Source organism: Mycobacterium sp. THU-M104 (assembly GCF_049197365.1).
GTDB lineage: Bacteria > Actinomycetota > Actinomycetes > Mycobacteriales > Mycobacteriaceae > Mycobacterium.
Genome location: NZ_JBMIOP010000046.1, coordinates 105,236 through 129,697, shown reverse-complemented (window position 1 = coordinate 129,697; position 24,462 = coordinate 105,236). Strand labels below are relative to the sequence as shown.

Here is a 24,462-nt window from a genome sequence, read left to right as displayed (position 1 = left end):
TACAAGTCGCGTTTGTCGGCGAAATACTGGAACAGGCTGCCTTTGGCGACTCCCGCTCGGCGGGCGATGACGTTCAGACTCCCTCCGGAGAATCCGTTCGCCCCGAATTCGGCCTCCGCGGCTGCGATTACCGCGGCGCGCCGGGCGGGGTCGACGCGTGCCCACGTCACCGTCGGCATGGTGACTCCCCTCGTAGATGACCACTGGTCACTTTACCGTGAGTTGTGTCACAGTCAAGGGTGGCGGTGTTCGCTTGCCGCACCGCGATCGGTCCCGTGCGTCGTCTACGGTCGAATGAAGCGGGTCGAATGAAGCGGGTCGAATCAAGCGGTACGCGACCGAATCGGCGCGCCGAGATCGCCGAGGCGAGCTTCCGGCCCGCTTTGACAGCGAAAGGCCGGCAGCAATGGCAACACGCTCACAACTCGTCGACGCCGCGGTGGACGCCGACACGCCCCGACTGGTCGAACTGTTCAAAGACCTGCACCGCCATCCCGAACTCGGCTTCGCCGAGACCCGCACCGCCGGGATCGTCGCCCGCGAGCTGACCGGGCTGGGGTTCCAGGTGCACACCGGGATCGGCCGCACCGGCGTGGCGGCCGTGCTGAGCAACGGCACCGGACCCACCGTGATGTACCGCGCCGACATGGACGCACTGCCGGTCGCCGAAGACACCGGCCTGGACTACGCCAGCACCGTGCAGCTCACCGGCACGGACGGCACTCCCACCCCGGTCGCGCACGTGTGCGGGCACGACGCCCACGTGACCTGGATGCTGGGCATGGCCAAGGTGCTCGCCACCGCTACCGACGCGTGGTCGGGTACGGCCGTGCTGGTCGGCCAGCCGGCCGAGGAACTGATAGCCGGAGCGCAAGCCATGGTCGACGACGGCCTCTACGACGCGGTGCCGCGGCCCGATCACCTGGTGGGCATGCACACCGCGCCCGGCCCGGTCGGGATGGTGGCCGCCTCCGGCGGTCCGACGATGAGCGGGTCCGACCAGGTGGACATCGTGTTCAACGGTGTCGGCGGCCACGGGTCGATGCCGCAGCTGGCCAAGGATCCGGTTCTCATGGCCGCCCTGGCGGTCGTCGAATTCCAGACGATCGTCAGCCGGATGATCGCCCCGCACGACACCGCGGTGCTCACCGTCGGGGCGGTGCAGGCCGGGTCGGCGCACAACGTCATCCCCTCGCAGGCGTTGCTGAAGGCCAACCTGCGCTGGTTCGACCCGCACGTGCGCCAACGGCTGCTCGACGGGATCAAGGCGGTCTGCCACGGCATCGCCCGCACCTACGGCATGCCCGAGGACAAGCTCCCGCAGATCACGCTCAGCGGTGGCTGCACGCCGCTGGTCAACGACGAGAACCTGTGCGCGCGGCTCGCCGCTGCCCTGACTGCGGCGATCGGGCCGGATCACGTTGTGACGCACCCGCTCCCGGTGACGGCGTCGGAAGACTGCCAGCTGCTCAAAGGCCCCCACCCTGACCTGCCGCTGGCCTACCTGTTCGTCGGGGTGGCCGACCCCCAGGTGTACGCCGAGGCGTTCGCGGCCGGGAAGCTGTTCCCCTATTCCCCGCACAGTCCGGATTACCGGGTGGATTTGGCGGCGATCCCCTTCGGGGCCAAAGTCGCCGGTGACGTGATGCTCGAACTGCTCGGTACGTGAGCTGCCGACCGTAGCTACCCGTCGCCGCGCGCACTTCGGCTAATTCTCCCTGACACCGCCGCGCGGGGAGTTAGCCTCGTCGGCACGGGTCGACCGCCCCTGGACGCCGTCGGAGGGACACGTCGCGCTGCGTCACGCCAAGGGAGAACCACATGGCATTCGTCAGCACCATGCCCGAGATGGTCACCGCAGCGGGGGCATTGCATGCCGAGTTCGTCCGGTTGCTCAACAGTGGTGCGGCCGCGTACCTCGGTGCCGATACCGCCGGCGCAGCCTGGTGGCGGCCGCGCCGGTGCAGGCGGCGACGACCACCAACGCCTATGCGCAACTGTGGGCGAACACGTCAGCCAACCTGCAGGGGATCTACCACACCTGGTCTGCCGACCCGGCGCCGCTCCTGCGCCAGTTCGTCACCAACCAGGCGGCCTACGCCACCACGGTCGGCACCTCGGTGACCGGCGCAGTCCAGGACTTCGGAGCCGGCGTGGTGGCTTTGCCCTCGGCCTACCTGACGGCGTTTCAGGCTCTCGCGGCGGGAAACGTCGGCGGTGCGGTGCAGGCCCTGGGCAAGGGCTACCTGGACTTGGGGTTCACCGTCGTCGACTGCCACAACGCGCCGACCGTCACGATCGACGGCGCGCTGGGGGGATCTGTTGCCCATCGTGTCCATTCCCGGCGAGATCGCGCAGAACCTGACCAACGGCCTCACGACGGTCACCGACACCTCCATCAACGCGGTGATCTCGCGGACGAACCCGTCGTTCACCACCGGACTGCCGCTGACCCTGGCCCTCGACACACTCGGCGTACCGATCGTCACCGGGCAGGCCGCCGCCCTGAGCGGCACGACGTCCCTCACCGCGGTGCAGACCGGGAACGTCGCGGGCGCGTTACGTGCACTGGGCGAGGCGCCGGCCGTCATCGCCAACGGCTTCCTCAACGGCCAGGCGACGATCACACTGGATCTGCCGCCGTCGCTGCTGACGATCCCGGGCGCCACCACCCAGTCGTTGACGGCTTCCATCCCGGTCGGCGGGATTCTCACGCCGCTGCAGCCGGCGGTGGCGACCGCGGTGGCCAAACCAGTGGTCGGGCCTGCGGTCACCCAAACCGTCACGCTCGGGGGCACGCAGTTCGGCGGTCTCATTCCCCGCCTGCAGGGCGCATCGGCGGATCTGGCGGCGGCGATCACGCCCAGCTGAGCGCCGTCGTGACGCCAGGAGGCTACGGTCCGGCTACGGTTACGCCGCCCACCGTATCGGCTCAGGAAATCAAACCGGACGCGATCGCGCCCAAGTCGGCCGCCAGCTGGCCGAAGATACCGCCGACATCCGCCGAAAGGTGGCCGGCGTCAAGGAGCGCTGCGGTGTCGAAACCATCCAGCGCGCCGGCCAGCTGCGCTGAGCTCACCGAGAATTCGAGCGGGGACACCGCTGCGCTGGCCGGCGCAGTGAACGGCTTGATCTCCTCGGCCAGGTCGCCCTCGGCATCCAGCAGAAGCTGGAAAGTCCCGTCGGGGCCGTTGGGGCCACCCGCATAGGTGAGCAGTCCGTACGGGGTGCCGTGGAAGAGGTCGGAATCGGGACCGTTGTAGCCGTTGAGGAAGCCGTCGACGATCGCCGCGGGGGCATTGGACAGGTCGGTCAACGCCAGGGTTTGGTCCCCGGCGTCCTGCGCCTGCGTGGTCTCCTGGACCACCTCGGCGAGCGCCGCCACGCCGCTACCCAGCGCGTACAGCGGGCTCACCAGCATGTAGTCGCTCAGTGCCAGGGGAAGTGCGGACAGCAGACTGTCGACATTGCTCCCGAACGAGGTCATCACCGGTCCCACACCCTTGACCAGCGTCTCGATCGGATCGAGATAGAGAATAGAGATCGGTGCTTGCGTAGTTGCACACGGTCGCGAAAGCCTGCATCACATCGCCCTGCACGAATTGCGCCGACGCGTTGTTCAGAACTGTCGGCAACCCCTGCACGCCGTCGGCGAACAGCGTCGCGGAAAAGCCCTCGGCGTCGGCGATGGTCTGGGCGTAGGCCGTACCGCACGATCGTCTCCTCGAATGCGGTCCGGGCGTCTGAGTTGGCGGAAACCTGGGCGCAGCAACGGATTCTGGGCGTAGTTTAGAGGGCCAAACGAAATAACGCGACGTAGCGCACTACGGATCAGCTCAGGGCCGCATTTGGTAGGCGCCGCTGAGCGGCTGGACGTGTTCCTTCCAGACCTGGTGGTAGCGCGCGGGGTCGTGCGCCGGGCGCCGGATCATGCGCATCGCAAACCGCGCCTGTTCGTCCGTCGTGGCCGGCTTGTCGCTCAGTTCGACCGCGTAGCCGTTGAAGTCCCTGACCAGCACGCCGAAGATCTCGTCGATCAGAGTCGGGTCGACACCTGCTCCCGGGCCGGACAACCCGGCCTCCTCGAGGACCAGCTGCGCGTAGGGCACCATGGCGAAAAGCTGGCCGACGGCGAACGCGAAGTCGATGTCGCGCTGCTGGGCCGCGTCGGGGGTGGCACTGGCCAGCATCTCGGCAAGCACGTCGATCTGTTGGCTCAGCAGCGCGACGTTGGGCAGGTGGGCGAAGGCCGCGAACGTCGAGCGCCAGTCATGGAAGCGCACCTTGCCCAGGCCGCCGGTCGGTCCCTGGGCGAACAGGAAGGTGTCGTCGGCGGCGTCGTCACGCCGGCCGAGCAGCGGCAGGGCCGCGTCCGGGGCGAACAGGAAATTCGCCATGAACTTGCCGAGCAGGCCGATGTTGATGTGGACCGTGCCCTCCAGTCTGGGCAGCAGGCCGATCTCGCGGGTCACGGCTTCGAAGAAGGTGTCCTTCTCCACGCCCTTGGCCGCGATCACGTCCCACAGCGCGATGATGACCCGCTCACCCTCGCTGGTCACCTTGGCCTTGGTGAGCGGGCTGTAGAGCAGGTAGCGGCGGTCGGTCGCCGAGGCGCTGCGCAGGTAGTCGCAGGCGCGAGTGGTCACCAGCTTCATCGCAACCAGCCGCACGTAGGCGTCGGTCAGCAGCCGGCGCACGTGGCCGAAATCGGCGACGACGGTTCCGTACAGGACGCGGTTGGACGCGTGGGTGACCGCCTCGTACATGGCGTGGGTGCACATGCCCACAGCTCCCCAGCCCAGGTTGTACTTGCAGACGTTGACGGTGTTGAGGGCCGCGTGGAAGGCGTCGGGCCCGCGGTGCAGTATCTCGGCTTCGGTGACCGGGTAGTCGCGCAGCGCGTAGTTGGCGACGTAGTTCTGCGAGTTGACGACGTTCTTGATCAGCTCGTAGCGATCGTGGCGGGAGTCGGCCGCGAAGAAGACGTATTCGTCGTCCTTTCCCGGACCACCGGCGATCTTGCCGAAGGTCGACACCATCCGGGCCACGTTGGCGTTGCCGATGTAGTACTTCTCCCCATTGGCGACCCAACCTCCTTTCGAGGGTTTCAGCAGCATGTCGGTCTGGTAGACGTCGGCGCCGTGGGTCTGCTCCGAGAGCCCGAAGGCGAACACCTCGCCGGCCTCGAGTTGGGCGGCGGCCTTGCGTTTGGCGTCGGAGTTGTCGCTCATCCAGATCGGGCCCAACCCGAGCGCGGTGACTTGGAACGGGTACCAGTAGCTCAGCCCGTAGAAGCCGACGATCTCGGCGAACTCGCTGATGCGGTAGGTGTCCCACCGGCAGTCATCCGAGCCGTAGGCGCTCGGTGTCAGCAGCGACGCGAAGATGCGTTCGCGGCCGATGTGGTTCAGGAAGTCCGAGTACCACACCCGGTCGTGGTCATCGGACTTCAACCGGGCCTTGCCCCGCGACTCGAAGAAATCCACCGTGGCGGCCATGATCTCCGCCGAGCGGTGGTCCGGGTAGGTGCGCTTGAGGTGACTGGGGTTGAGCAACATGACGTGACCGTACTGCCAAAACGGCCTCGCGGGGACCCTGTTGGTCAGAGGCCCGTCGACCTAGCATCAATCGCGTGTCAGAACTCAATACCGCCCGCGGACCCATCGATACCGCCGAGCTCGGCGTCACGCTCATGCATGAACACGTGTTCATCATGACCACCGAAATCGCGCAGAACTATCCCGAGGCCTGGGGCGACGAGGAACAGCGCGTCGCCGACGCCATCACCCGGCTGAACGAACTGAAGTCCCGCGGCGTGGACACCATCGTCGACCTGACGGTGATCGGGCTGGGCCGCTACATTCCGCGCATCGCGCGGGTGGCGGCGGCCACCGAGCTGAACATCGTTGTGGCCACCGGGCTTTACACCTACAACGACGTGCCGTTCTACTTTCACTACCTCGGCCCGGGCGCCGAGCTGGGAGGTCCGGAGATCATGACCGACATGTTCGTCCGCGACATCGAGCAGGGCATCGCCGACACCGGCATCAAGGCGGGGATCCTCAAATGCGCGACCGACGCACCCGGCGTCACCCCCGGCGTCGAGCGGGTGTTGCGGGCCGTCGCCCAGGCGCACAAGCGCACCGGGGTGCCGATCTCCACGCACACCCACGCCGGGCTGCGGCGCGGGCTCGAGCAACAAAAGATCTTCGAGGAGGAGGGCGTCGACCTGAGCCGGGTGGTGATCGGGCACTCCGGCGACAGCACCGACATCGGCTATCTCGAAGAGCTCATCGCCGGTGGTTCCTATCTGGGGATGGACCGGTTCGGCATCGATGTCATCTCCCCGTTCGAGGAGCGAGTGAACATCGTCGCGCAGATGTGCGAGCGCGGGCACGCCGACAAGATGGTGCTCTCCCACGATGCCAGCTGCTACTTCGACGCGCTGCCCGAAGAGCTGGTGCCGCAGGTCATGCCGAACTGGCACTACCTGCACATCCACAATGACGTCATCCCCGCGCTCAAGCAGCGCGGCGTCACCGACGAGCAGCTGCACACGATGCTGGTTGACAATCCGCGCCGCATCTTCGAGCGGCAGGGTGCCTACTAAATGGCTCCGGGTGAGCCGGGCGTGACGAACCCCGTTCCCCCGATCGGCACCCAGATCACGGCGCTGGCCCGCCTCGCACCCGACGAACCCGCGGTCACCTGCGACGGAGTGACGCTGACCCGCGCCGAGCTCGACCGTTCCACGAACCGACTGGCCCGCGCCTACGCGCGGCGCGGCGTGGGCGTGGGCGACTACGTGACCATGCTGCTGCCCAACTCCATCGAGTGGATCCAGGCCGCGGTGGCGTGCTGGAAGCTGGGCGCGGTGCCCCAGCCGTTGTCTGCGCGGCTGCCGGCCGCGGAGCTGCAGGGGTTGTTGGACCTGCGACCTCCCGCCCTGCTGGTGGGCCGCGATTTTCCCGGAATACCCAGTGTTCCAGCCGGTTTCGTGCCCGACCCTTCGTTGTCCGACGCCGCGTTACCGGAAGCGGTCTCGCCGGTGTGGAAAGCCATGGGGTCGGGTGGCAGCACCGGTCGGCCCAAGCTGATCGAGTCCGGCGGGGACAGCCGGATCCCGGCCGCCATCGGCTACCCGCTCGGCGCGCAGGAGGGTGACACCACCTTGATGTCGGTGCCGATGAGCCACAACACCGGGTTCACCACCGCGACGATCGCGTTGCTGATGCGCCACCACCTGGTGGTGATGAGCCGGTTCGACCCGCAGCAGTTCCTGCGGCTGATCACCGAGCACCGGGTCACGTTCCTGACGACGGTGCCGACGATCATGCAGCGGGTGTTGCCGGTCTACCAAGCCGATCAGGAAGCCGACCCGGGGGCCTACGACCTGTCCTCGATCCGGCGGTTCTGGCATCTGGGCGCGCCCTGCCCACCGGCTGTCAAGCAGGCCTGGATCGACCTGCTCGGACCGGACAAGGTGTGGGAGCTTTACGGCGGCACCGAATTTCAGGCGCTGACCTTCATCTCCGGCGATCAGTGGCTGACACATCGCGGCTCGGTCGGCGTGGTGGTCGCCGGGGAGATGAAGGTCCTCGACGACAACGGCAATCCGTGCCCGCCGGGCGTGGTCGGCGAGATCTACATGCGGCCCACGCCGGGCAGCCCACCGACCTATCGCTATGTGGGCGCGACTGCCAAGAGCCGTGACGGATGGGATTCGCTGGGCGACCTCGGTTATTTCGACGCCGAGGGGTTCCTCTACCTGTCCGACCGCCGGGTCGACATGTTCACCGTGGGTGGGCGCAACGTCTACCCCGCCGAGATCGAGAATGCCCTGTCTGCACACCCGGACGTGTTGTCGTGCCTGGTCGTCGGTGTTCCTCACGAAGACCTCGGCCAGGTGCCCTACGCGTTGGTGCACACGTCCGACGGCGCCGGGTTGGACCAGACGGGCGTGCTGGAGTTCCTGCGTGAGCAACTTGCGCCTTACAAGCTGCCGCCCGCCCCCGAATTCGTCGAGTTCGTCGGCACCCCCTTACGCGACGACGCCGGCAAAGCACGGCGCTCGGCGGTGCGCGCCGAGATCATGGCGCGATCGCATCCGCCTCGGCATCGATGACCGCCTTCGGTCCGGTCGACTTGGCGCGCCGCTCCCACCGCCGCAGCCATTCCCGACAGGGCGACTCGACAAGGCCGTAACTGACGGCGGCGATCGCGAAGCCGAACACCAGCGTCAAGACCAGCACCGCCGGCATCCGGCCGGTGAACGGAAACGTCCCGATCACCGGGAATACCATGGCCAGCGCGGCCAGATGCCAGACGAACAGCCCGTAGGACCAGCGCCCCAGCGTGACCATGCCGATGCTGCCCAGCAGTCGGTGCGGCGTGTCCGGGCCGTCCAGCACCAACGGCGCCACCAGCGCGAACGCCACCAGCGACCCCATCGCGGTCTTCACCGCGAACTGCGCCGGGGAACCGGGGACCAGGCCCTCCGGGCCGGCCAGCGGCGACGCCGCGACCAAGTAGGCCAGCACCGCGAAGACGGCCATCGGCACCCGACGGCGGGCCAACCGGTGCGGCCACCCGACCTCGCTGTACGCCCACTCGGCCAGCAGCATCCCCGCGGCGAACCAGGAGAAGAACGCCGGCGGCCAGTTCAGCGGGTTGGCGCCGGAATCGGTGTGCCCGGCCACCACCGGGGTCCAGCCCCATGCCCAGCTGAGGGCCGCCAGTGCCGCGATCGCGGGCACCCGGCCCCGCAGCGGGAGACGGCGGGCCAGCAGCGCCAGCACCGGCAAGGCGAGATAGAAGCCGACCTCGACCGACAGGCTCCACATCTGGGTCAGCCCGCCGGTCAGGGTGAGCGGCACATAGATCTGGGTGAGGGTCAGGTTGGCCAGCCATACCGTCGGGCTGGCGTGGTCGGCGTCGGGCAGCAGCGTCAGGATCACCACGACCGCCACCACGTAGGCCGGCATGATGCGGATGAACCGCGACCGCAGGTAGTGCGCGGTGCGGGGGGGCCTCAGATCAGGGGGTCCCCCCTGACGCGCTACTGCGACATGGCCGCGCCACAGCAGGAATCCCGACAGCGCAAAGAAGACGGCGACGGCCAGGTCGAAGCGGCTGAGCAGCCGGCCGGCGGCGCCGCTGGAGTGACCCGTCTGGAAAGCGACGTGGGTGACGACCACACCGATGGCCGCGCAGGCGCGCATGCCCTCCACGGCGGGCAGGAAGCTGCGGCTTCCGCCCACCTGCCGGCCGTCGGTCATCATCCCGTCGGTCATCATCCCGTCGGTCATCATCCCGTCGGTCATCATCCCAGTGTGCCGGTGACGGCTCGCCGCGTTCCGTGTGCACCCCGCTACCCTGCTCCTGATTCCCGCCGATAACCGCACCGCCGACTGCTGCGTGGCCTCAGGTTCCTTCCGCACCCGGGGCCCGACGATCTGCTGTTAGGGTCAAACCGGTTAGCCTGCTGCTCGGTCCGGCCGGCGAGCCCAGGGAGCAACGGGGCCTTCAACGGACCACGACATGGACCACGAGGAGGGCACGGCAACGTGAACCGAGCAGTCATGTTGCGATTTGCCGCGTGCGGGATCATCGGGTTCGGAGCCGCCCTGCTGATCGCCGCGCTGTTGCTGTCGACGTACACCGGCAGCAGGATCACCAAGGTTCCACTCGACATCGACACCACGCTGGTCAGCACGGGCACCGGCGCCGCGCTCGACCTCGGATCCCTGTCCACGGACCATCTGGTGACCAACAAGAACGTGCCGCTGGTCTCCCAGCAACAGATCACCGTCGAGTCGCCCGCGAATGCCGACGTGGTCACGCTGCAGGCCGGGTCGACGGTCCGGCGCACCGACAAGCAGAAGGACAGCGGGCTGCTGCTGGCGATCGTGGACACCGTCACCCTCAACCGCAAGACGGCCATGGCCGTGTCCGACGACACGCGCGCCGGCGGCTCGGTGCAGAAGCCGCGCGCGTTCGGCGACGACAACCCACCGGCCGCTATCCCGCTGCGCCACGACGGGCTGTCCTATCGGTTCCCGTTCCACACCGAGAAGAAGACGTACCCGTACTTCGATCCGATCGCGCAAAAAGCGTTCGACGTCAACTACGACAGCCAGGACGACGTCAACGGGCTGACGACGTATCGGTTCACGCAGAACATCGGCTACACCAGCGCCGGCAAGCTGGTGGCTCCTGTCGTCTATCCGTCGCTGTACGCCGGCAACGAGGACGGCAAAGTCACCGCGTCCGCGGCCATGTGGGGCGTGCCCGGCGAACCCGGCGAGCAGATCACGATGACGCGTTACTACGCCGCGCAGAAAACCTTCTGGGTGGACCCGGTGTCGGGAACCATCGTCAAGGAAGTCGTGCACGCGAACCACTACTACGCGCGCGATCCGCTCAAGCCGGAACTGACGCTGGTCGACTATAAGGTCACCTCCGACGAGGACACCGTCGAATCGCAGGTCAACGCCGCTCGCGACGAGCGCGACCGGCTGGCGCTGTGGTCGCGGGTGCTGCCGATCACCTTCACCGCGACCGGCTTGATCGCGGTGATCGGGGGCGCGCTGCTGGCCTCGTTCAGCCTGCGCATCGAGAGCGCGCTGACCGATCCCGGCTTGGACCGCGGCGACCAGGAGTTCTCCGGCGGTGGCGCCGACGCGCCCGTGCCCGGGGCTGAAGCCGAAACCGAGAAACTTCCCACCCAGCGCCCCGACGTGGATCACGCGCCCGCCGAACCGGACGCGCCCACCCTGGCGTCCGACGAGTCGTCCGAATCGGAGTCGGCCGCGCCCGATGAACCCGGCGGCGCGCCCGAGCGGGAATAACCCGGCTCGGGCGGCTCACCGTGCGCTGGACCCGGCCCGGGTACGCGCTGGCCTTGGCGCTGCTGCTGACCGCACCGTTGCTGGGGCCGGGATATCTGCTGCTGCGCGACGCGGTGTCGACGCCGCGATCCTACCTGTCCGACGCCGCCCTGGGATTGGCGTCGGCCCCGCGGGCGACGCCGCAGGATTTTGCGGTGGCGCTGGCCTCGCGGGTGGTCGACGGCGGTGTCGTGGTGAAGGTGCTGCTCGTCACGGGGTTGTGGCTGGCGGGATGGGGTGCGGCGCGACTGGTCGACACGGCACTGCCGGATGCAGGCGCGCCCGGCCAGTTCGTCGCGACCACGCTGGCGATCTGGAATCCGTATGTGGCCGAACGATTGCTGCAAGGGCACTGGAGCCTGCTGGTCGGCTACGGCTGTCTGCCGTGGGTGGCGACGGCGATGCTCGCGCTGCGGTCGTCCGGGACCGGGTTTGCCGCCCTGGTCTTCTGGATCGCGGCAGCCGGCCTGACCCCGACCGGGTTGATGCTGGCCGCGACGGTCGCGTTGGTGTGTGTCGGTACGCCGGGCCCGGGCCGCTCGCGCCGGCTGTGCGCCGCGGTGACCGTGGGCGCCGCTCTGGTGGCGGCGCTGCCCTGGCTGACCGCGGCGGCGATGAGCTCGTCGTTGACCGCCCATACCGCGGCGAACGGGCTCGGGGTGCGGGTGTTCGCGCCGCGCGCCGAGCCCGGCCTGGGCACGCTGCTCAGCCTGGCCAGCCTCGGCGGCATCTGGAACGGCCAGGCCGTACCCGCCTCGCGGGCAACACTTTTCGCGATCTGTTCGGCCGTGGCGTTGCTGGGTGTGGTGGCCGCCGGTGCGTCGGCGGCGGCGCGCCGTCGCACCGCGGCGCCACTGCTCGGACTGGCGGTGGTCTCGGTGCTGGTGGTCGCCGCGCTGGCGACCGGGCCTGGGCTGCGCGCGCTCGGCACCCTGGTCGATGCCGCACCGGGCCTCGGCGTGCTGCGCGACGGGCAGAAGTGGGTGGCACTGGCGATGCCCGGTTGTGCGCTGGCGGGCGCCGGCGCGGTGGTGACGCTGCCCAGGTGGGCAAGGCCGCTGAAACCATCAGCCACCGCGCTGGTGTGCTGCCTCGCGCTGATCGCGACACAGCCTGACCTGGCGTGGGGCGTGGGCGGAAGGGTTGCGCCGGTGCGCTACCCGCCGGGGTGGGCGGCCGTGGCTGCGGCGGTCAACGCCGATCCGCGCGCTGTCGCAGTGCTGCCGGCCGGCACCATGCGGCGGTTTTCGTGGTCCGGTCCCGCACCCGTGCTGGACCCGCTGCCTCGTTGGGTGCGCGCCGACGTGCTCACCACCGGTGACCTGATCATCTCCGGCGTCGTCGTACCAGGGGAGGGCAGCCACGCCCGCGCGGTCCAGGACCTGCTGTTGACGGGACCCGACCCTTCCGTGGCGGCCGGCGCCGGCGTGGGGTGGCTGGTCGTCGAATCGGGCAGCGCCGATGACATGGGCGCGGCCCGTCGCACCCTGGACGCCCTGGCGCCTGTCTACCGTGACGACGAGATCGCGCTCTACCGGATCGGCGGCGACACCGCGGAGGGGTCCGCGGCCCGGCGCGACGTGACGCTCGCCGCGCACCTGGCTTGGCTGGCGCTGCTGATCGCGGGGGCCGCTGGCGCGGTGGTCGGCTCAGCGGTCGGCGCAGTTCGGCGCCGCCGCGGCGCGGGCGCCGCCCTCCACGACACATAAATTATGGCGACGACACGCCGAGAGACGTCGCATAGGTTTATGCGTCGCGGGGCGCGCGCTCAGATGCCGGTGCCGACCAGACCACTGACGAACCGGCCGGCCTGTACCGCCTCCAACACACCGCGCATTGCCGTGGCGCTCTGCGCCCAGGAAAACTCGCCGGTGCGTGTCTGCGCCTTGGCGCCGAGTTGATCCCGCAGCACCGGATCGGACAGCAAATCCTCGAGGCGATCGACCAGCTCGGCATGGTCGTCCACCAGGATGCCGGTCACCCCGTCGACGATCGAGTCGGACAGGCCGCCCGAGGACCGGTAGCCGATGGTGGGCACCCGGTGTTGAGCCGCCTCGACGACCGCCAGACCCCATCCCTCCTTGCGCGAGGGCAGCACGTGTACCCACGAGCCCTGCAGCACATGGTGTTTGGTGACGTCGTCGACGTGGCCATGGAAGACCACCGCGTCGGTGATGCCGAGGGAGTGAACGTGGTCGACGAGCCGCTGCCGCCACCATCCGTCGCCGACGATGTCGAGGCGCAGACCGGGTATGCCCGGTCTGCGCCGGAGCAGCTCCGCAACGGCTTCCAGCGCGTCCTCGATCTGCTTGTGCGGGACCAGTCGCGACAGCACCACCACCCGCGGGGTTGCCGCCTGCGGGCCGGACAACGACGGCGCCGGCGCCTCGTCGAGGCCGTTGCGGACGACCGCGATCCGCTCGTCGTCCACCCCGAGGGCGACCAGATCCCGAGCCGAGGGCAGCGAAACCGTCAGGTACTGGTTGCGCCGATTCAGCCACGGCGACAGTTTCGACTCGACGAACCAGCCCACCCGGCCGAGCACCGGCCCGGCCACCGGCCACTGCTCGCGATGGCAGTGGTGTACCAGCACCACCACCCGGCGGCCGTACACCAGCCGGGCCAGAAACGGCAGCCCGTTCTGCGCGTCGACGACCACGTCGGGCCGCGCCCGCCGCAGCCGCCCGAGCCCCAGTCGCGCCCCAGCCTCCTGAACGGCCATCACCAGCAGCGCCCACACGTAGACCGAGTAGCGGCCACCGGCCCGCACGATCCGCACGCCGTCGACCACTTCGCGGCGCGGCGCGCCCGGATAGCGGGCGGTGCGCAGTGTGACGGCGATGCCCGAGCCGGCCAGCTGCGCTCCGATGCGCTGCAGGTACGCCTCGCTGCCTCCGCCCTGGGGATGGCCGGTGTCGCGCCAGCACAACAGCAGCACCGAGCGCAGGATGGACATCGGGATCAGCCTAGCCGGGCGACGATGCCCGCCGCGCAGCCATAGGGTTGGCCGGTGGCCGTCACTGACATCGTCGCCCGCCGGGCGACGCTTGCGCGGTCATTGCGGCTGCTGTCGGCGTTCCGCCACGAGCAGCCCGACCCGCCGCGGTTCTACCGGGCACTGGCCGCCGACACCGTGGCAATGGTCGGCGACCTGTGGCGGGCGAGCCGCGGCGAGGCCCCGGCCGGCCGCACGCTGCTCGACGTCGGCGGCGGCCCCGGCTACTTCGCGGCGGCCTTCGGCCGCGCCGGCGTCCGCTACATCGGCGTCGAGCCGGACCCGAACGAGATGCACGCGGGCGGCCCGGCCGTCGACCGGGGGAACGGCACGTTTGTGCGGGCGTCGGGCATGGCGCTGCCGTTCGCCGACGACTCGGTGGACATCTGCCTGTCCTCCAACGTCGCCGAGCACGTGCCGCGGCCGTGGCAGCTCGGCGGCGAGATGCTGCGGGTCACCAGGCCGGGCGGGCTGGTGGTCCTGTCCTACACCGTCTGGCTGGGCCCCTTCGGCGGCCACGAGATGGGGCTGACCCACTATCTGGGCGGCGCGCGCGCCGCCGCGCGGTACGCCCGCAAACACGGCCACCGGGCCAAAAACGACTACGGGTCGTCGTTGTTCGCGGTGTCGGCCGCCGACGGGCTGACCTGGGCCGCGAGCACGGGTGCGGCAGTCGCCGCATTTCCCCGCTACCACCCCCGATGGGCCTGGTGGATGACGTCGGTGCCGGTGCTGCGCGAGTTCCTCGTCAGCAATCTGGTGCTGGTCCTCAAACCGCTGGAATGAAACATGTTCTCGTTTCGCGTCCCCTTGGGTAGGGTGGCGCCCATGGGCGACATCAAGACCGAATACGACAAGCTTTTCATCGGCGGCAAGTGGACAAAACCGGCCACCTCTGAGGTGATCGAGGTGCACTGCCCGGCCACCGGCGAGTACGTCGGCAAGACGCCGCTGGCGGCGGCGGCCGACCTCGACGCGGCGGTCGCCGCGGCGCGCGCCGCGTTCGACAACGGCCCCTGGCCCACCACGCCGCCGAAGGAGCGCGCGGCCGTCATCGCCAACGCGCTCAAGTTGATGGAGGAACGCAAGGACACGTTCACCGAGGTCCTCGCCGGCGAGACCGGTCAGCCACCCACCGGCATCGAGACCATGCACTGGATGAGCTCGATCGGCGCGCTGAACTACTTCGCCGGCCCCGCGGCCGACGAGGTCACGTGGCGGGAGATCCGCAACGGCGGCTACGGGCAGACCATCGTCTACCGTGAGCCGATCGGGGTGGTAGCCGCCATCGTCGCCTGGAACGTGCCGCTGTTCCTCGCGGTCAACAAGCTGGGCCCGGCGCTGCTGGCCGGCTGCACCGTGGTGCTCAAGCCGGCCGCCGAAACACCGCTGAGCGCAAACCTTTTGGCGGAGGCCTTCGCCGAGGCCGGCCTGCCCGAGGGCGTGCTGTCGGTAGTGCCCGGCGGGGTCGAGACCGGCCAGGCGCTGACCTCCAACCCGGCCATCGACCTCTTCTCCTTCACCGGCAGCTCCGCCGTCGGCAAGGAGATCGGCCGGCGCGCCGCGGACATGCTGAAGCCGTGCACCCTCGAACTCGGCGGGAAGTCGGCGGCCATCGTCCTCGACGACGTCGACCTCGCCTCCGCGATCCCGATGCTGGTGTTCTCCGGGATCATGAACACCGGGCAGGCCTGCGTGGCCCAGACCCGGATCCTGGCCCCGCGCTCGCGCTATGACGAAATCGTCGAGGCGGTGAGCACTTTCGTGCAGGCGCTGCCGGTGGGCCCGCCGTCGGACGCGGCCGCCCAGATCGGGTCGCTGATCTCGGAGAGGCAGCGCGCCCGCGTCGAGGGCTACATCGCCAAGGGCATCGAGGAGGGCGCTCGGCTGGTGTGTGGCGGCGGCCGCCCCGAGGGCCTGGACGCTGGCTTCTTCGTGCAGCCCACCGTCTTCGCCGACGTCGACAACAAGATGACGATCGCGCAGGAGGAGATCTTCGGCCCGGTGCTGAGCATCATCGGTTACGACACCGAAGAGGACGCGATCACGATCGCCAACGACTCGGTGTACGGCCTGGCCGGCAGCGTGTGGACCACGGACATCGACAAGGGCATCAAGATCGCCGAGAGGGTCCGCGCCGGAACCTACGCCATCAACTGGTATGCGTTCGACCCCTGCTGCCCGTTCGGCGGCTACAAGAACTCCGGCATCGGTCGCGAGAACGGGCCCGAAGGCGTCGAGCACTTCACCCAGCAGAAGAGCGTGCTGATGCCGATGGGTCACACCGTCGAGGGCTAGCCAGGACTGACACCCCGCGCGCCGAGCGTGCACTCACTACGAGGTTTCGACTCCTCGCGGTGAGTGCACGCTCGGCGTTTTTGGCTGGTGCGCGAGCGAGGCCATTATGCGATAAACCATAGAAATCGGGGCGTAACCTTTCGCCTCCAGCCGATAGCGTGACGGCCGTCTCAGAGATTTACAATGGTGCAGGGTTTACTTAGGGAATAAAAATTGCTTGCTGGACGGATGCCTTCTATGATTCTTAGCATAATCAAAGGCCGGACACGGCTGGGGAGAAAATCATGTGGATCATCGAACTCAATGTCGCCGGCTACCGGTTCACCCGTGAGCTACCCGACCTCATGCGGCGCCCCTTCCGGTTTGGTCCGCGCAGCATCTTTTGGTCGGTACCCCGGCATTCGCACGCTTCATGAGGTCAGCCAGGGACGGTGCGACCGTGTCGACGGCTAGGCGGACCACCACTGACAAGGCGCCTGACCGTTCCGCCACGAAGCGGTGCGACACGCGCACGAACATGCTGATCAGCGCCGCCGAGGTGATGCGCGAACGCGGGGCGGCCGGCGTGACCATCGACGAGGTGCTCGCCCGCAGCGGCGCGCCGCGCGGCTCGGTGTACTACCACTTCCCCGACGGGCGCAACCAGATCCTCAGCGAGGCGCTGCGGTACTCCGGCGACTCCATCACCGCGATGATCGACGACGCCGCGGGCTGGGGTGCTCGGGCCCTGCTGCGCGAGTTCGTCGGGTTCTGGGAACGCCTGCTGACCGACGGAGACTTCGGCGCCGGTTGCCCGGTGGTGGCGGCCGCGATCGGCTCGACCGACGACGAGCGCGCGCTGTCGAAGGAGGCCGGTGCCGTCCTCGGCCGCTGGTGCGCGGCGATGACCCGGGCGTTCATCACCGACGGCTTCGACGAGGGCGATGCGGCGTCACTGGCAGTGATGTCGATCGCCGCGCTGGAGGGCGCGATCCTGCTGTCCCGCTCGACGCGCAGCATCGACCCGCTCCACCACGTCGGCGATCAGATCGAATTCCTCATCAAGGCAAAGGAATTCGTCATCCGCAACGGCCTGCCCGACAAGCGGGAGAGCTAGTCGCTGGCCGGTAGCGGCTTGACCTCTTTGAGCTGCAGCGGCGTCGCGCCGATGCTCAGGCTCCCGGCGCCGGGCTTGGTCACCAGCACCTCGGCGCCGTCGTCGTCGACGTAGCGCTTGCCCATCACGCTGCCCCCGGCGAACGCCGGGTCGAGCTCGCCCGACCGCTCGGCGCCGATGGCCACCATAGGCGCACCGCCGCACCGCAGGTCGTCGAGGCTGTCGGCGCTTCTGACCACGATGACCTGGGTGTCGCACACCTGGCTGGCCAGACGGGTTCCGTTCTTGATCATGCGTGCAGTCCCTCCAACTTCTCGATGATCTCCCGGCGCAGCACCTTGCCGGTGGGGGTGGTCGGCAGTTCATCGCGGAACACGACCCGGTCCGGGGTGCGTGACCCGCGCAGGTTTTCGCGGACGAACTCACGCAGTTCCTCCGGGTCGGGCTCGCACCCCGGGGCCGGCACCACCACCGCGACGATCGCCTGGCCCCACTGCGCGTCCTCCACCCCGACCACGGCGACGTCGCGCACGTGCGGATGCTCGACGAGCACCTCCTCCAGCTCGGCCGGGGCGATGTTCTCCCCGCCGCGGATGATGGTGTCGTCGCTGCGCCCGCCGATGAACAGGTAGCCGTCCTCGTCGAGCATGGCGATGTCCTTCGTCGGGAACCAGCCGTCCGCGTCCAGCACGGAACCGATCCCGGTGTAGCGTCCCGAGACCTGCTCGCCGCGCACGAACAACTCCCCGGTCTGCCCCGGCCCGAGCAGCGTGCCGTTCTCGTCGCGGATCTGCACCTCCACGCCGGGCAGGGGCCGCCCGACCGAGGCCAGCCGCCGGGCGCCGGCGGCGTCGGACGCGGCCTGCGCCGCGCGGTGGTCGTCGGGGGTCAGCACCGCGATCGTCGAGCTGGTCTCGGTCAGACCGTAGGCGTTGACGAAACCCACCCCCGGCAGCAGTTCCAGCGCCCGGCGCACCAGCGGCAGCCCGACCTTGGAGCCGCCGTAGGCCAGGTTGCGCAGCGACGGCAGCTCGCGGGAGGCTGCGCCGTCGGCCTCCAGTGCGGTGACGATGCGGTCCAGCATCGTGGGCACCACCGTCGCCGTGGTCACCCGCTCGGCGTTGACCAGCCGGACCCACTCGCGCGCGTCGAAGTTGGGCAGGTACACCATCTTTCGCCCGGCGTACAGGTTCGACAGCGCGGCGCTCACGCCGGCGATGTGGTAGGGCGGCACACAGATCAGCGCCGCGTCGGTGTCGGCGGCCGAGGCGAATTCGACGCTGCCGGTCACGTAGCTGGTGAGGTTGTTGTGCGTGAGCTCGACGGCCTTGGGTTGCGAGGTGGTGCCCGAGGTGAACAGCACGATCGCGACCGAATCCGGGTCGGCGAACGCAGGGACGTCGGAGCCCGGCTCGCACTCGCGCGCGGCGGTCAGGAAGTCGTCGGAGAGCATCACCCGCGGCGAGGCGTCCCCGACCGCGTCGCGGTAGCGGGCGTCGACGATCACCAGCGGTTCGGGCAGCCGCCGGATCAGGGTCTGGATGCCCTCGGCCGACAGCCGGTAGTTGATCGGGGTGAACGCCACCCCGGCGCGGGCGGCCGCGAAGATCAGCACGGGCAGCATGTCGCCGCCGGTGCCGACGTACGCCACATGCCCGGCGCCCGAGGCCGCGATGACGCCCGCGCCGCCGTCGGCGAGATCACTGAGCTGCTGCGTGCTCAAGCGCACACCGTCACAGACGACCGCCGTGCGGTCGGGGCTGTCCGACGCGGCCATCTCGAGCAGCAACGAAATGCTCATCCTCGATCTTTCTGATCACCAGGCATTTTCGGATCGCACCGAGACTCTACGAAAATAGTGCACCGGGGTCAGGAGCCTGTCCAGCGCGGCGGACGCTTCTCGGCGAACGCGATGGCGCCCTCCTTCGCATCGTTCGACGCGAACACCGGGCCCAGGATCTTCATCTGTTCGGCGAACATGGTGTCGCGGCTCCAGCCGCGGGACTCGACGATGATCCGCTTGGTGGCCGCCACCGCGAGCGGCCCGTTGGCGGCGATCCGCTCGGCCAGCGCGATCGCTGCTTCCAGCGCCCGGCCCGGCTCGGCCAGCACGTTGACGAGCCCGAGTTCGTGAGCGCGCTCGGCGGGCAGATTGTCCCCCGTCAGGGCCAGCTCCATCGCGACCGCGTAGGGGATGCGCTCGGGCAGCCGCAGCAGTCCGCCACCACCGGCGACAAGACCACGCTTGACCTCGGGGATCCCGAACGCCGAGTCCCTCGACGCCACGATCAGGTCGGTGGCCAGCGCCAGCTCGGTGCCCCCGGCCAGGGCGTAGCCCTCCACCGCCGCGATCAGCGGCTTGTCCGGCGGGCGCTCGGTGAACCCCATGCCGCGGCCTTCGACGACCGGAAGCTCGCCCCGCGCGAAAGCCTTGAGGTCCATTCCGGCGCAGAATGATCCGCCCGCGCCGGTGATGATCCCCACCGACTGGCCGGCGTCGGCGTCGAGCCGGTCCATCGCGTCGGCCAGGCCGCGCGCGACCGCGGCGTTGACCGCGTTCTTGGCCTTGGGCCGGTTGATGGTGATGATCAGGATCCGGCCCCGTTGCTCGACGAGGACTTCGGGTTCCTCGGTGCCGGCCTGTTCGTTGCCTGTACTCACGGTGCGCCGGAGCTCCTCACCCAGTCAGTGGATAGTCCTGACTGATGGTAGCGGCCCCGCGAGTGAACCGGAAATAGCATTGACATCCTGCGAGAGCCTCGTTTCCATCCCCGGGGTGCCCGTCGGGCCAGGTTGCGGCCAACCCGCAGACCGCCACAGAATCGCACCGGCGACGCGCGGCGTGGGCAATACTCGACCCATGCCCAACAGCGACGTTCGCCCCGATTTGCGCACAATTGCCCGCTTCACGCCGCGGCACCTGGTCAGCCCCCGGACTCTGCGGGTCGTGCGGGCGGTGACGAAGCTGCGCGGACGCGACGGCGCCGGCGACGTCGAGGTGATCGACCTGGGCCCGGGCAGCGGCGTGCGGTTGTTCCGGCCCGTCGGCGCCACCGGGACGACGCCCGCGCTGCTGTGGATTCACGGCGGTGGATACGTGATCGGCAGCGCCGAACAGGACGACCCCGTGTGCCGGCGGTTCAGCACCCGCCTGGGAATCACCGTCGCGTCGGTGGAATACCGTCTGGCGCCCGAACATCCCTATCCGGCAGCGCTGGAGGACTGCTACGCGGCGTTGACCTGGCTTGCCGAGCTGCCGTCCGTGGATGCGCGGCGGCTGGCCATCGGGGACGCCAGCGCCGGCGGCGGGCTCGCCGCAGCCCTGGCGCTGCTGGCCCGCGACCGCGCGGAAGTCAGCCCCCGGTTCCAGCTGCTGGCATATCCCATGCTCGACGACCGGAGTTCGGAGTCCGGACACGACCCACACCACCGGCTGTGGAGTGCGCGCAGCAACCGGTTCGGATGGGCGGCATATCTGGGCGGCGCCGACCCGCAGGTCGCCGTCCCGGGCCGGCGCAACGACCTGAGGGGGCTGGCGCCGGCGTGGATCGGCGTCGGCACCCACGACCTTTTCCACGACGAAGACCTCGACTACACCGAAAGGCTGCGGGCCGCCGGGGTGGCGTGCCAGGTCGACGTCATCCCCGGAGCGTTCCACGGCTTCGACCTGTGGGCACCCAACACCGCAGTGTCACAACGCTTCTGCGACAGCCAGTGCGACCGTTTGCGTGAGGCGCTGACCGCGGCGGCCTGACCGCCGCTCACATCGCGAAGTAGGCGAGCTCGCCGCCGATGACGGTGGCCGCGACCATGCCGGCGTCCAGCTCGGCCAGCACCGTGGCGGGCGGCTCACTGAGCACGCAGAGGTCACCCGGCTGCCCGGTTTCGATGCTGCGGAAGCGGCCCGGCCGATCCGCCCGGCCGGTGAACATCCTCACGGCCCGGCGCGCTGACACGCTCTCGCCGGCGTTGAGAACGGCCCCGCTCGGTGTGGTGCGGTACACCGCGGCACGCATCGCGGTCCACGGATCCCCGTGGCCGAAGGGCATGTCCGTGGACAGCGCCACGGGAACCCTCGCGTCGAGCAACGATGCGACGCGCCACAGCCAACCGTGTTCGGCGGCGGGGATGTCGGCGAGGTATTGATCGCCGCGCTCGGCGACGAAGTTGGGCTGCGTCACCACCGTGACCCCGAGATCGGCAAGGTCGGCCAGGGTGTCGTCGGGCACCACGGCGGCGTGCTCGATCCGGTCCCGGGGATGGCTCCCGGCGACACGCAGGGCCGCGACCGTGACCACCAACTGGGCAGCGGTGACGCAGTGAATGGCGACCGGCCCGCCGACGGCGTGGCGGTCGCTGATCCAGCCGGCGAGCTCGTCGAGGTCGAGGCGATCCTCCCGCAGGATTCTCTTGCCCGGCGACAGGAAGCACAACCGCGGCCGGAACTCGCCGCGGCTGTGCGCCGACGACAACGCCTCCCTGTCGGCCGGATCCAGGTCGGGGGTCGCGTCGGTGACACCGGTGACGCCGTAGCTGGTGATGCGGCGGCCGAGTTCGGCCAGGTCGCTTTCGCGCCGCATCAGGGCCTGCGACCAGCCGCGGTCGGCGCTGCGCAGGCGCCCATCGGGATGCCCGGCCAGCCCGACCCGGCCCAGCGCCTCAGAGTTCAGGATCCACAGTGCGCCGCTGCGGTGCTGGATGCGTGCCGGGATCGTGGGCACCACGGCATCGAGGAAGTCGCGGTCCAACTCCCCGGCGACCGATTCGTGGTAACCGATGGCGCGAATCCAACCGTCGGGACCCGGCGTGGCATTCGAGAGCAGTTGCCTCAGCTCGGCCTCGGCACTGACGCCGGGCGGCCCGACGACGAACGAGTCCAGCGCGGCAGCGGCCGAGCGGACGTGCACGTGGTGGTCGTGCAGGCCGGGCAGGGCCGTGCCGCCGTTGGCGTAGAGCACCCCTTCCCCGCGCCTGGCGGCCAGGTCGTCCGAGGCCACGCTGACCTCCTGCACGAGCTCCTCCACCCTGATGTCGACGATCCTCCCGTCGAGCAACGCCGCTTGTTTGATCAGCATGCCGAGCAACGCCTTTCGGCGACCAGTAGGCGCACGGCGGCGTTGTCGGCGCCGAGTTCGGGCGCGGGCAGGCACCCGGTCGGTGGCCGCGGTGGCGGCGCCGCATCATGCGCCACCGCCGGCGCCTGCGCCTGCGCCGACGCGGCATACGTCGCGGCGATGCCGGCCATCGACACCCGGATCAGTTCGCCGCCACCGCGCCCCAGCGATTCGGTCACCGCCGCGACCGCCTCCAGACCAGTCAGGGGGTCGGCGATGGCGTCCGCGCAGAAGACCGGCCCCGCCGGGCCGACGCCCACCAGGCCGCCGCCGACCGCGGCGTCGTCCCCGAATGCGGGCCTCTCGGGCTGCTCGTCATATCCACTGATCTGCAACCAGATTCGTCCTGTCCGGGGTGCGACCTGCCCGGGCCCGAGCCCGCGGCGCGCCAGGGCCGCCGGGCGTGAACCCTCGATGACGACGTCGGCGGCCCCGAGGAGCTCACGCAACTCGCCAGCTGCGCTGTCGAAATCGACTGCATAGGAGAGCTTTCCGCCGTTGATCCAGTCGAAGAAGGCACGGCTGCCGGCCCGGGTTCCGTCCGGGCGGCCCGGGCTCTCTACCTTCACGACGGTCGCGCCGCACCGGGCCAACACCTGCCCGCACAGCGGGCCGGCCCACATCGACGACAGGTCGGCCACCAGCAGACCCGACACGCCGCGGGCGGGCGCACGCGGGCCCGCGCGGCGGATCCGGGGCGGTGCGGGTGCGGCCTCACCCAGTCGGGCCGCCGGAATGTCCAGCAGGACAGCACGTTCGGCGAGCTCCGATGCCGGACGCGTTGCGACCCATTGCGCGAGTACCGGCCACGGGTCTCCGGCCACGTCGTCGGCCTGCAGTAGCGCCGGGACGGCCCCGACGTCGGCGGGCCGCGACAGCGTGAGCGCACACCAGCCGTCGCGGGCGCTCAGCAGTCGGGTGGCACCCCCGGCCGACACCCGCCCCCCGCGGGCCAGTCCGAGCAGCGCGGCCCGCCCGGTCAGCAGACCGGCGGCGTCGACGGCCACGCCCGTGCGCGCGGTGACCGCGGCGGCCACACGTTCGGCCCGGTCCAGCACCTTCGCCCGGGAGAAGTCGGCGGGGCCGTCGGGCCGCCCGGTCAGGTAGGCCAGCCCGCTGCTCCCCCAACTTCCGGGCCACGCGTCCGGTGCCGAACTCACCGCACCATGGTGCACCCGGGCGCGCCCGGGTGGGAGTGGCGACGGGCCGCCAAGCCCCGATGGGGGCAACACATCCGCACGCCTGTGAGGCCGATACCGATTTATCGCGACCACAATTATGTTTTGACGGCAAATTATCAGGATTCGGTATGTCGTGTGGGCCTGGCGGCGGACCCGATCTTCACCACTCCCGCGCTACCCCTTCTTGGAACCGGCCCTTCTTGGAACCGGCCCTTCTTGGAACCGGTTGGGCCGTCGCGTCGGCGGTGCCGGGAACTGGTTGCACCGGTGGACTCCCTCGGGCCGCAGGAGACGCCGTCGGCAGGGCGCCGGCACCCGCTCGCAGCGGCGGGTCCCACATCACCATCGCTGGCACGGTGCGCCCATCCGCTGGCCTGCGGCCATTTCACCCCATGGGGGTTCCGCGCCACCGCCCGAGGATGGGCGAGCGCGTCGGCCGCGCCGACTGGCCGGAAGGTGCGCCAGCAGCCGATACCACAACCGAGCCCGCCCCGGCGACAGCGGGTCGCCAGAACGTACCCGGCGGCATCGAATGCCGTAGCCGTGGGCAACCTGACCCCGATATTCCCCGGAAAGTCGTACTAGAGGTATGCTGATAACCGGGTTATAGAACTTTCCGTGTCACCTCGGTCACATTACTGGGAGTAGGTCTTGTTCTCAGGTACATTCTGGACGTTCGACTTTGCCGACTCGTCGGCGCCCAGGGGGGCCACACACACGACCTTGCGGGTCAGGAATCGCGACGCTAGAAAGTTGAGTGGTCTGGATGTTAGGACTGGTCACGGCGCTGACTCCATTCCTCACGACGTTCTTTGATGCCGTCGACGCTCTCGCGGAGGCCCCGACCGCGGCCGGCGTTGCGATTCCGCCTCCGGCGCAGCTGACGACT

Annotated in this window: 20 protein-coding genes; 10 read left to right on the top strand and 10 right to left on the bottom strand. The window is 69.5% G+C overall.

Annotated elements, in window-relative coordinates; genetic code table 11:
• Positions 1–179 (bottom strand): TetR/AcrR family transcriptional regulator (locus ACOJVU_RS04950; protein ID WP_421528767.1); only part of this gene is annotated, 179 nt, incomplete at its 3' end.
• Positions 180–406: 227 nt separating this feature from the next.
• Between ACOJVU_RS04950 and ACOJVU_RS04945 the strand changes: the two genes are divergently transcribed.
• Together ACOJVU_RS04945 and ACOJVU_RS04940 are read left to right on the top strand one after the other, a co-directional pair.
• Positions 407–1,669, top strand: a complete 1,263-nt coding sequence (locus ACOJVU_RS04945) for an amidohydrolase (protein WP_421528756.1) — start codon at positions 407–409, stop codon at positions 1,667–1,669.
• Between the two features lie 653 nt (positions 1,670–2,322).
• The gene (locus tag ACOJVU_RS04940; RefSeq protein WP_421528755.1) at positions 2,323–2,871 is read left to right on the top strand and encodes a hypothetical protein; all 549 of its coding nucleotides are present in this window, start codon (positions 2,323–2,325) and stop codon (positions 2,869–2,871) included.
• Positions 2,872–2,932: 61 nt separating this feature from the next.
• Here the strand turns inward: ACOJVU_RS04940 and ACOJVU_RS04935 are convergent, their stop codons facing one another.
• Together ACOJVU_RS04935 and ACOJVU_RS04930 are read right to left on the bottom strand one after the other, a co-directional pair.
• On the bottom strand, positions 2,933–3,487 hold the full coding sequence (locus ACOJVU_RS04935; protein ID WP_421528754.1) for a hypothetical protein: 555 nt from the start codon (positions 3,485–3,487) through the stop codon (positions 2,933–2,935).
• Between the two features lie 349 nt (positions 3,488–3,836).
• On the bottom strand, positions 3,837–5,558 hold the full coding sequence (locus ACOJVU_RS04930; RefSeq protein ID WP_421528753.1) for an acyl-CoA dehydrogenase: 1,722 nt from the start codon (positions 5,556–5,558) through the stop codon (positions 3,837–3,839).
• A 74-nt stretch (positions 5,559–5,632) separates the two neighbouring features.
• Here ACOJVU_RS04930 and ACOJVU_RS04925 point away from each other — a divergent pair, with 74 nt between their 5' ends.
• Both ACOJVU_RS04925 and ACOJVU_RS04920 read left to right on the top strand, forming a co-directional pair.
• Complete coding sequence (locus ACOJVU_RS04925; protein ID WP_421528752.1) at positions 5,633–6,610, top strand: phosphotriesterase-related protein; 978 nt, start codon at positions 5,633–5,635, stop codon at positions 6,608–6,610.
• A gap of 21 nt (positions 6,611–6,631) precedes the next feature.
• Positions 6,632–8,125, top strand: a complete 1,494-nt coding sequence (locus ACOJVU_RS04920; protein ID WP_421528766.1) for an AMP-binding protein — start codon at positions 6,632–6,634, stop codon at positions 8,123–8,125.
• Here the strand turns inward: ACOJVU_RS04920 and ACOJVU_RS04915 are convergent.
• Positions 8,091–9,323 carry an acyltransferase family protein gene (locus ACOJVU_RS04915; RefSeq protein WP_421528751.1) on the bottom strand — a complete coding sequence of 411 codons (1,233 nt, stop codon included), beginning with the start codon at positions 9,321–9,323 and terminating at the stop codon, positions 8,091–8,093. The two genes, ACOJVU_RS04920 and ACOJVU_RS04915, sit on opposite strands and share 35 nt — an antisense overlap.
• A 243-nt stretch (positions 9,324–9,566) precedes the next feature.
• On the opposite strand from ACOJVU_RS04915, the gene ACOJVU_RS04910 reads away from it, so the two are divergent.
• Complete coding sequence (locus ACOJVU_RS04910) at positions 9,567–10,850, top strand: DUF3068 domain-containing protein (RefSeq protein ID WP_421528750.1); 1,284 nt, start codon at positions 9,567–9,569, stop codon at positions 10,848–10,850.
• 20 nt (positions 10,851–10,870) lie between these two features.
• Positions 10,871–12,598: a hypothetical protein gene (locus ACOJVU_RS04905; protein WP_421528749.1), complete on the top strand. Its 1,728-nt coding sequence runs from the start codon at positions 10,871–10,873 to the stop codon at positions 12,596–12,598.
• Between the two features lie 59 nt (positions 12,599–12,657).
• Here the strand turns inward: ACOJVU_RS04905 and ACOJVU_RS04900 are convergent, their stop codons facing one another.
• Positions 12,658–13,845: a glycosyltransferase family 4 protein gene (locus tag ACOJVU_RS04900; RefSeq protein ID WP_421528748.1), complete on the bottom strand. Its 1,188-nt coding sequence runs from the start codon at positions 13,843–13,845 to the stop codon at positions 12,658–12,660.
• A gap of 54 nt (positions 13,846–13,899) precedes the next feature.
• On the opposite strand from ACOJVU_RS04900, the gene ACOJVU_RS04895 reads away from it, so the two are divergent.
• From ACOJVU_RS04895 to ACOJVU_RS04885, 3 genes are all read left to right on the top strand, one after another.
• Positions 13,900–14,670 carry a class I SAM-dependent methyltransferase gene (locus ACOJVU_RS04895; RefSeq protein WP_421528747.1) on the top strand — a complete coding sequence of 257 codons (771 nt, stop codon included), beginning with the start codon at positions 13,900–13,902 and terminating at the stop codon, positions 14,668–14,670.
• A 42-nt stretch (positions 14,671–14,712) separates the two neighbouring features.
• A complete protein-coding gene (locus tag ACOJVU_RS04890; protein WP_421528746.1) occupies positions 14,713–16,182 on the top strand; it encodes an aldehyde dehydrogenase in 1,470 nt (489 codons plus the stop codon).
• Positions 16,183–16,699: 517 nt separating this feature from the next.
• The gene (locus ACOJVU_RS04885; RefSeq protein ID WP_421528745.1) at positions 16,700–17,278 is read left to right on the top strand and encodes a TetR/AcrR family transcriptional regulator; all 579 of its coding nucleotides are present in this window, start codon (positions 16,700–16,702) and stop codon (positions 17,276–17,278) included.
• Here the strand turns inward: ACOJVU_RS04885 and ACOJVU_RS04880 are convergent.
• The 3 genes from ACOJVU_RS04880 to ACOJVU_RS04870 form a co-directional block, all read right to left on the bottom strand.
• Positions 17,275–17,571 (bottom strand): hypothetical protein, encoded by a 297-nt coding sequence (locus ACOJVU_RS04880; protein WP_421528744.1) that lies wholly within the window; start codon positions 17,569–17,571, stop codon positions 17,275–17,277. The two genes, ACOJVU_RS04885 and ACOJVU_RS04880, sit on opposite strands and share 4 nt — an antisense overlap.
• Positions 17,568–19,079 (bottom strand): class I adenylate-forming enzyme family protein, encoded by a 1,512-nt coding sequence (locus ACOJVU_RS04875; protein ID WP_421528743.1) that lies wholly within the window; start codon positions 19,077–19,079, stop codon positions 17,568–17,570. The genes ACOJVU_RS04880 and ACOJVU_RS04875 overlap by 4 nt, the downstream gene beginning before the upstream one ends.
• Positions 19,080–19,147: 68 nt before the next feature.
• A complete protein-coding gene (locus ACOJVU_RS04870) occupies positions 19,148–19,939 on the bottom strand; it encodes a crotonase/enoyl-CoA hydratase family protein (protein WP_421528742.1) in 792 nt (263 codons plus the stop codon).
• Between the two features lie 199 nt (positions 19,940–20,138).
• On the opposite strand from ACOJVU_RS04870, the gene ACOJVU_RS04865 reads away from it, so the two are divergent.
• Positions 20,139–21,032, top strand: coding sequence for an alpha/beta hydrolase (locus tag ACOJVU_RS04865; RefSeq protein WP_421528741.1), 894 nt, complete (start codon positions 20,139–20,141; stop codon positions 21,030–21,032).
• A 7-nt stretch (positions 21,033–21,039) separates the two neighbouring features.
• On the opposite strand, the gene ACOJVU_RS04860 is transcribed toward ACOJVU_RS04865, so the two are convergent.
• Together ACOJVU_RS04860 and ACOJVU_RS04855 are read right to left on the bottom strand one after the other, a co-directional pair.
• Positions 21,040–22,353, bottom strand: coding sequence for an amidohydrolase family protein (locus ACOJVU_RS04860; RefSeq protein ID WP_421528740.1), 1,314 nt, complete (start codon positions 22,351–22,353; stop codon positions 21,040–21,042).
• Complete coding sequence (locus ACOJVU_RS04855; RefSeq protein WP_421528739.1) at positions 22,347–23,552, bottom strand: CoA transferase; 1,206 nt, start codon at positions 23,550–23,552, stop codon at positions 22,347–22,349. The genes ACOJVU_RS04860 and ACOJVU_RS04855 overlap by 7 nt, the downstream gene beginning before the upstream one ends.
• Between the last annotated feature and the right edge of the window lie 910 nt (positions 23,553–24,462).

What these genes read in the sequence shown, in the direction of transcription:
- ACOJVU_RS04880 (WP_421528744.1), bottom strand. Translation starts at nt 17,571, where the DNA reads ATGATCAAGAACGGAACCCGTCTGGCCAGCCAGGTGTGCGACACCCAG.
- ACOJVU_RS04935 (WP_421528754.1), bottom strand. Translation starts at nt 3,487, where the DNA reads ATGACCTCGTTCGGGAGCAATGTCGACAGTCTGCTGTCCGCACTTCCC.
- ACOJVU_RS04900 (WP_421528748.1), bottom strand. Translation starts at nt 13,845, where the DNA reads ATGTCCATCCTGCGCTCGGTGCTGCTGTTGTGCTGGCGCGACACCGGC.
- ACOJVU_RS04875 (WP_421528743.1), bottom strand. Translation starts at nt 19,079, where the DNA reads ATGAGCATTTCGTTGCTGCTCGAGATGGCCGCGTCGGACAGCCCCGAC.
- ACOJVU_RS04860 (WP_421528740.1), bottom strand. Translation starts at nt 22,353, where the DNA reads ATGCTGATCAAACAAGCGGCGTTGCTCGACGGGAGGATCGTCGACATC.
- ACOJVU_RS04915 (WP_421528751.1), bottom strand. Translation starts at nt 9,323, where the DNA reads ATGACCGACGGGATGATGACCGACGGGATGATGACCGACGGGATGATG.
- ACOJVU_RS04865 (WP_421528741.1), top strand. Translation starts at nt 20,139, where the DNA reads ATGCCCAACAGCGACGTTCGCCCCGATTTGCGCACAATTGCCCGCTTC.
- ACOJVU_RS04890 (WP_421528746.1), top strand. Translation starts at nt 14,713, where the DNA reads ATGGGCGACATCAAGACCGAATACGACAAGCTTTTCATCGGCGGCAAG.
- ACOJVU_RS04945 (WP_421528756.1), top strand. Translation starts at nt 407, where the DNA reads ATGGCAACACGCTCACAACTCGTCGACGCCGCGGTGGACGCCGACACG.
- ACOJVU_RS04930 (WP_421528753.1), bottom strand. Translation starts at nt 5,558, where the DNA reads ATGTTGCTCAACCCCAGTCACCTCAAGCGCACCTACCCGGACCACCGC.
- ACOJVU_RS04885 (WP_421528745.1), top strand. Translation starts at nt 16,700, where the DNA reads ATGCTGATCAGCGCCGCCGAGGTGATGCGCGAACGCGGGGCGGCCGGC.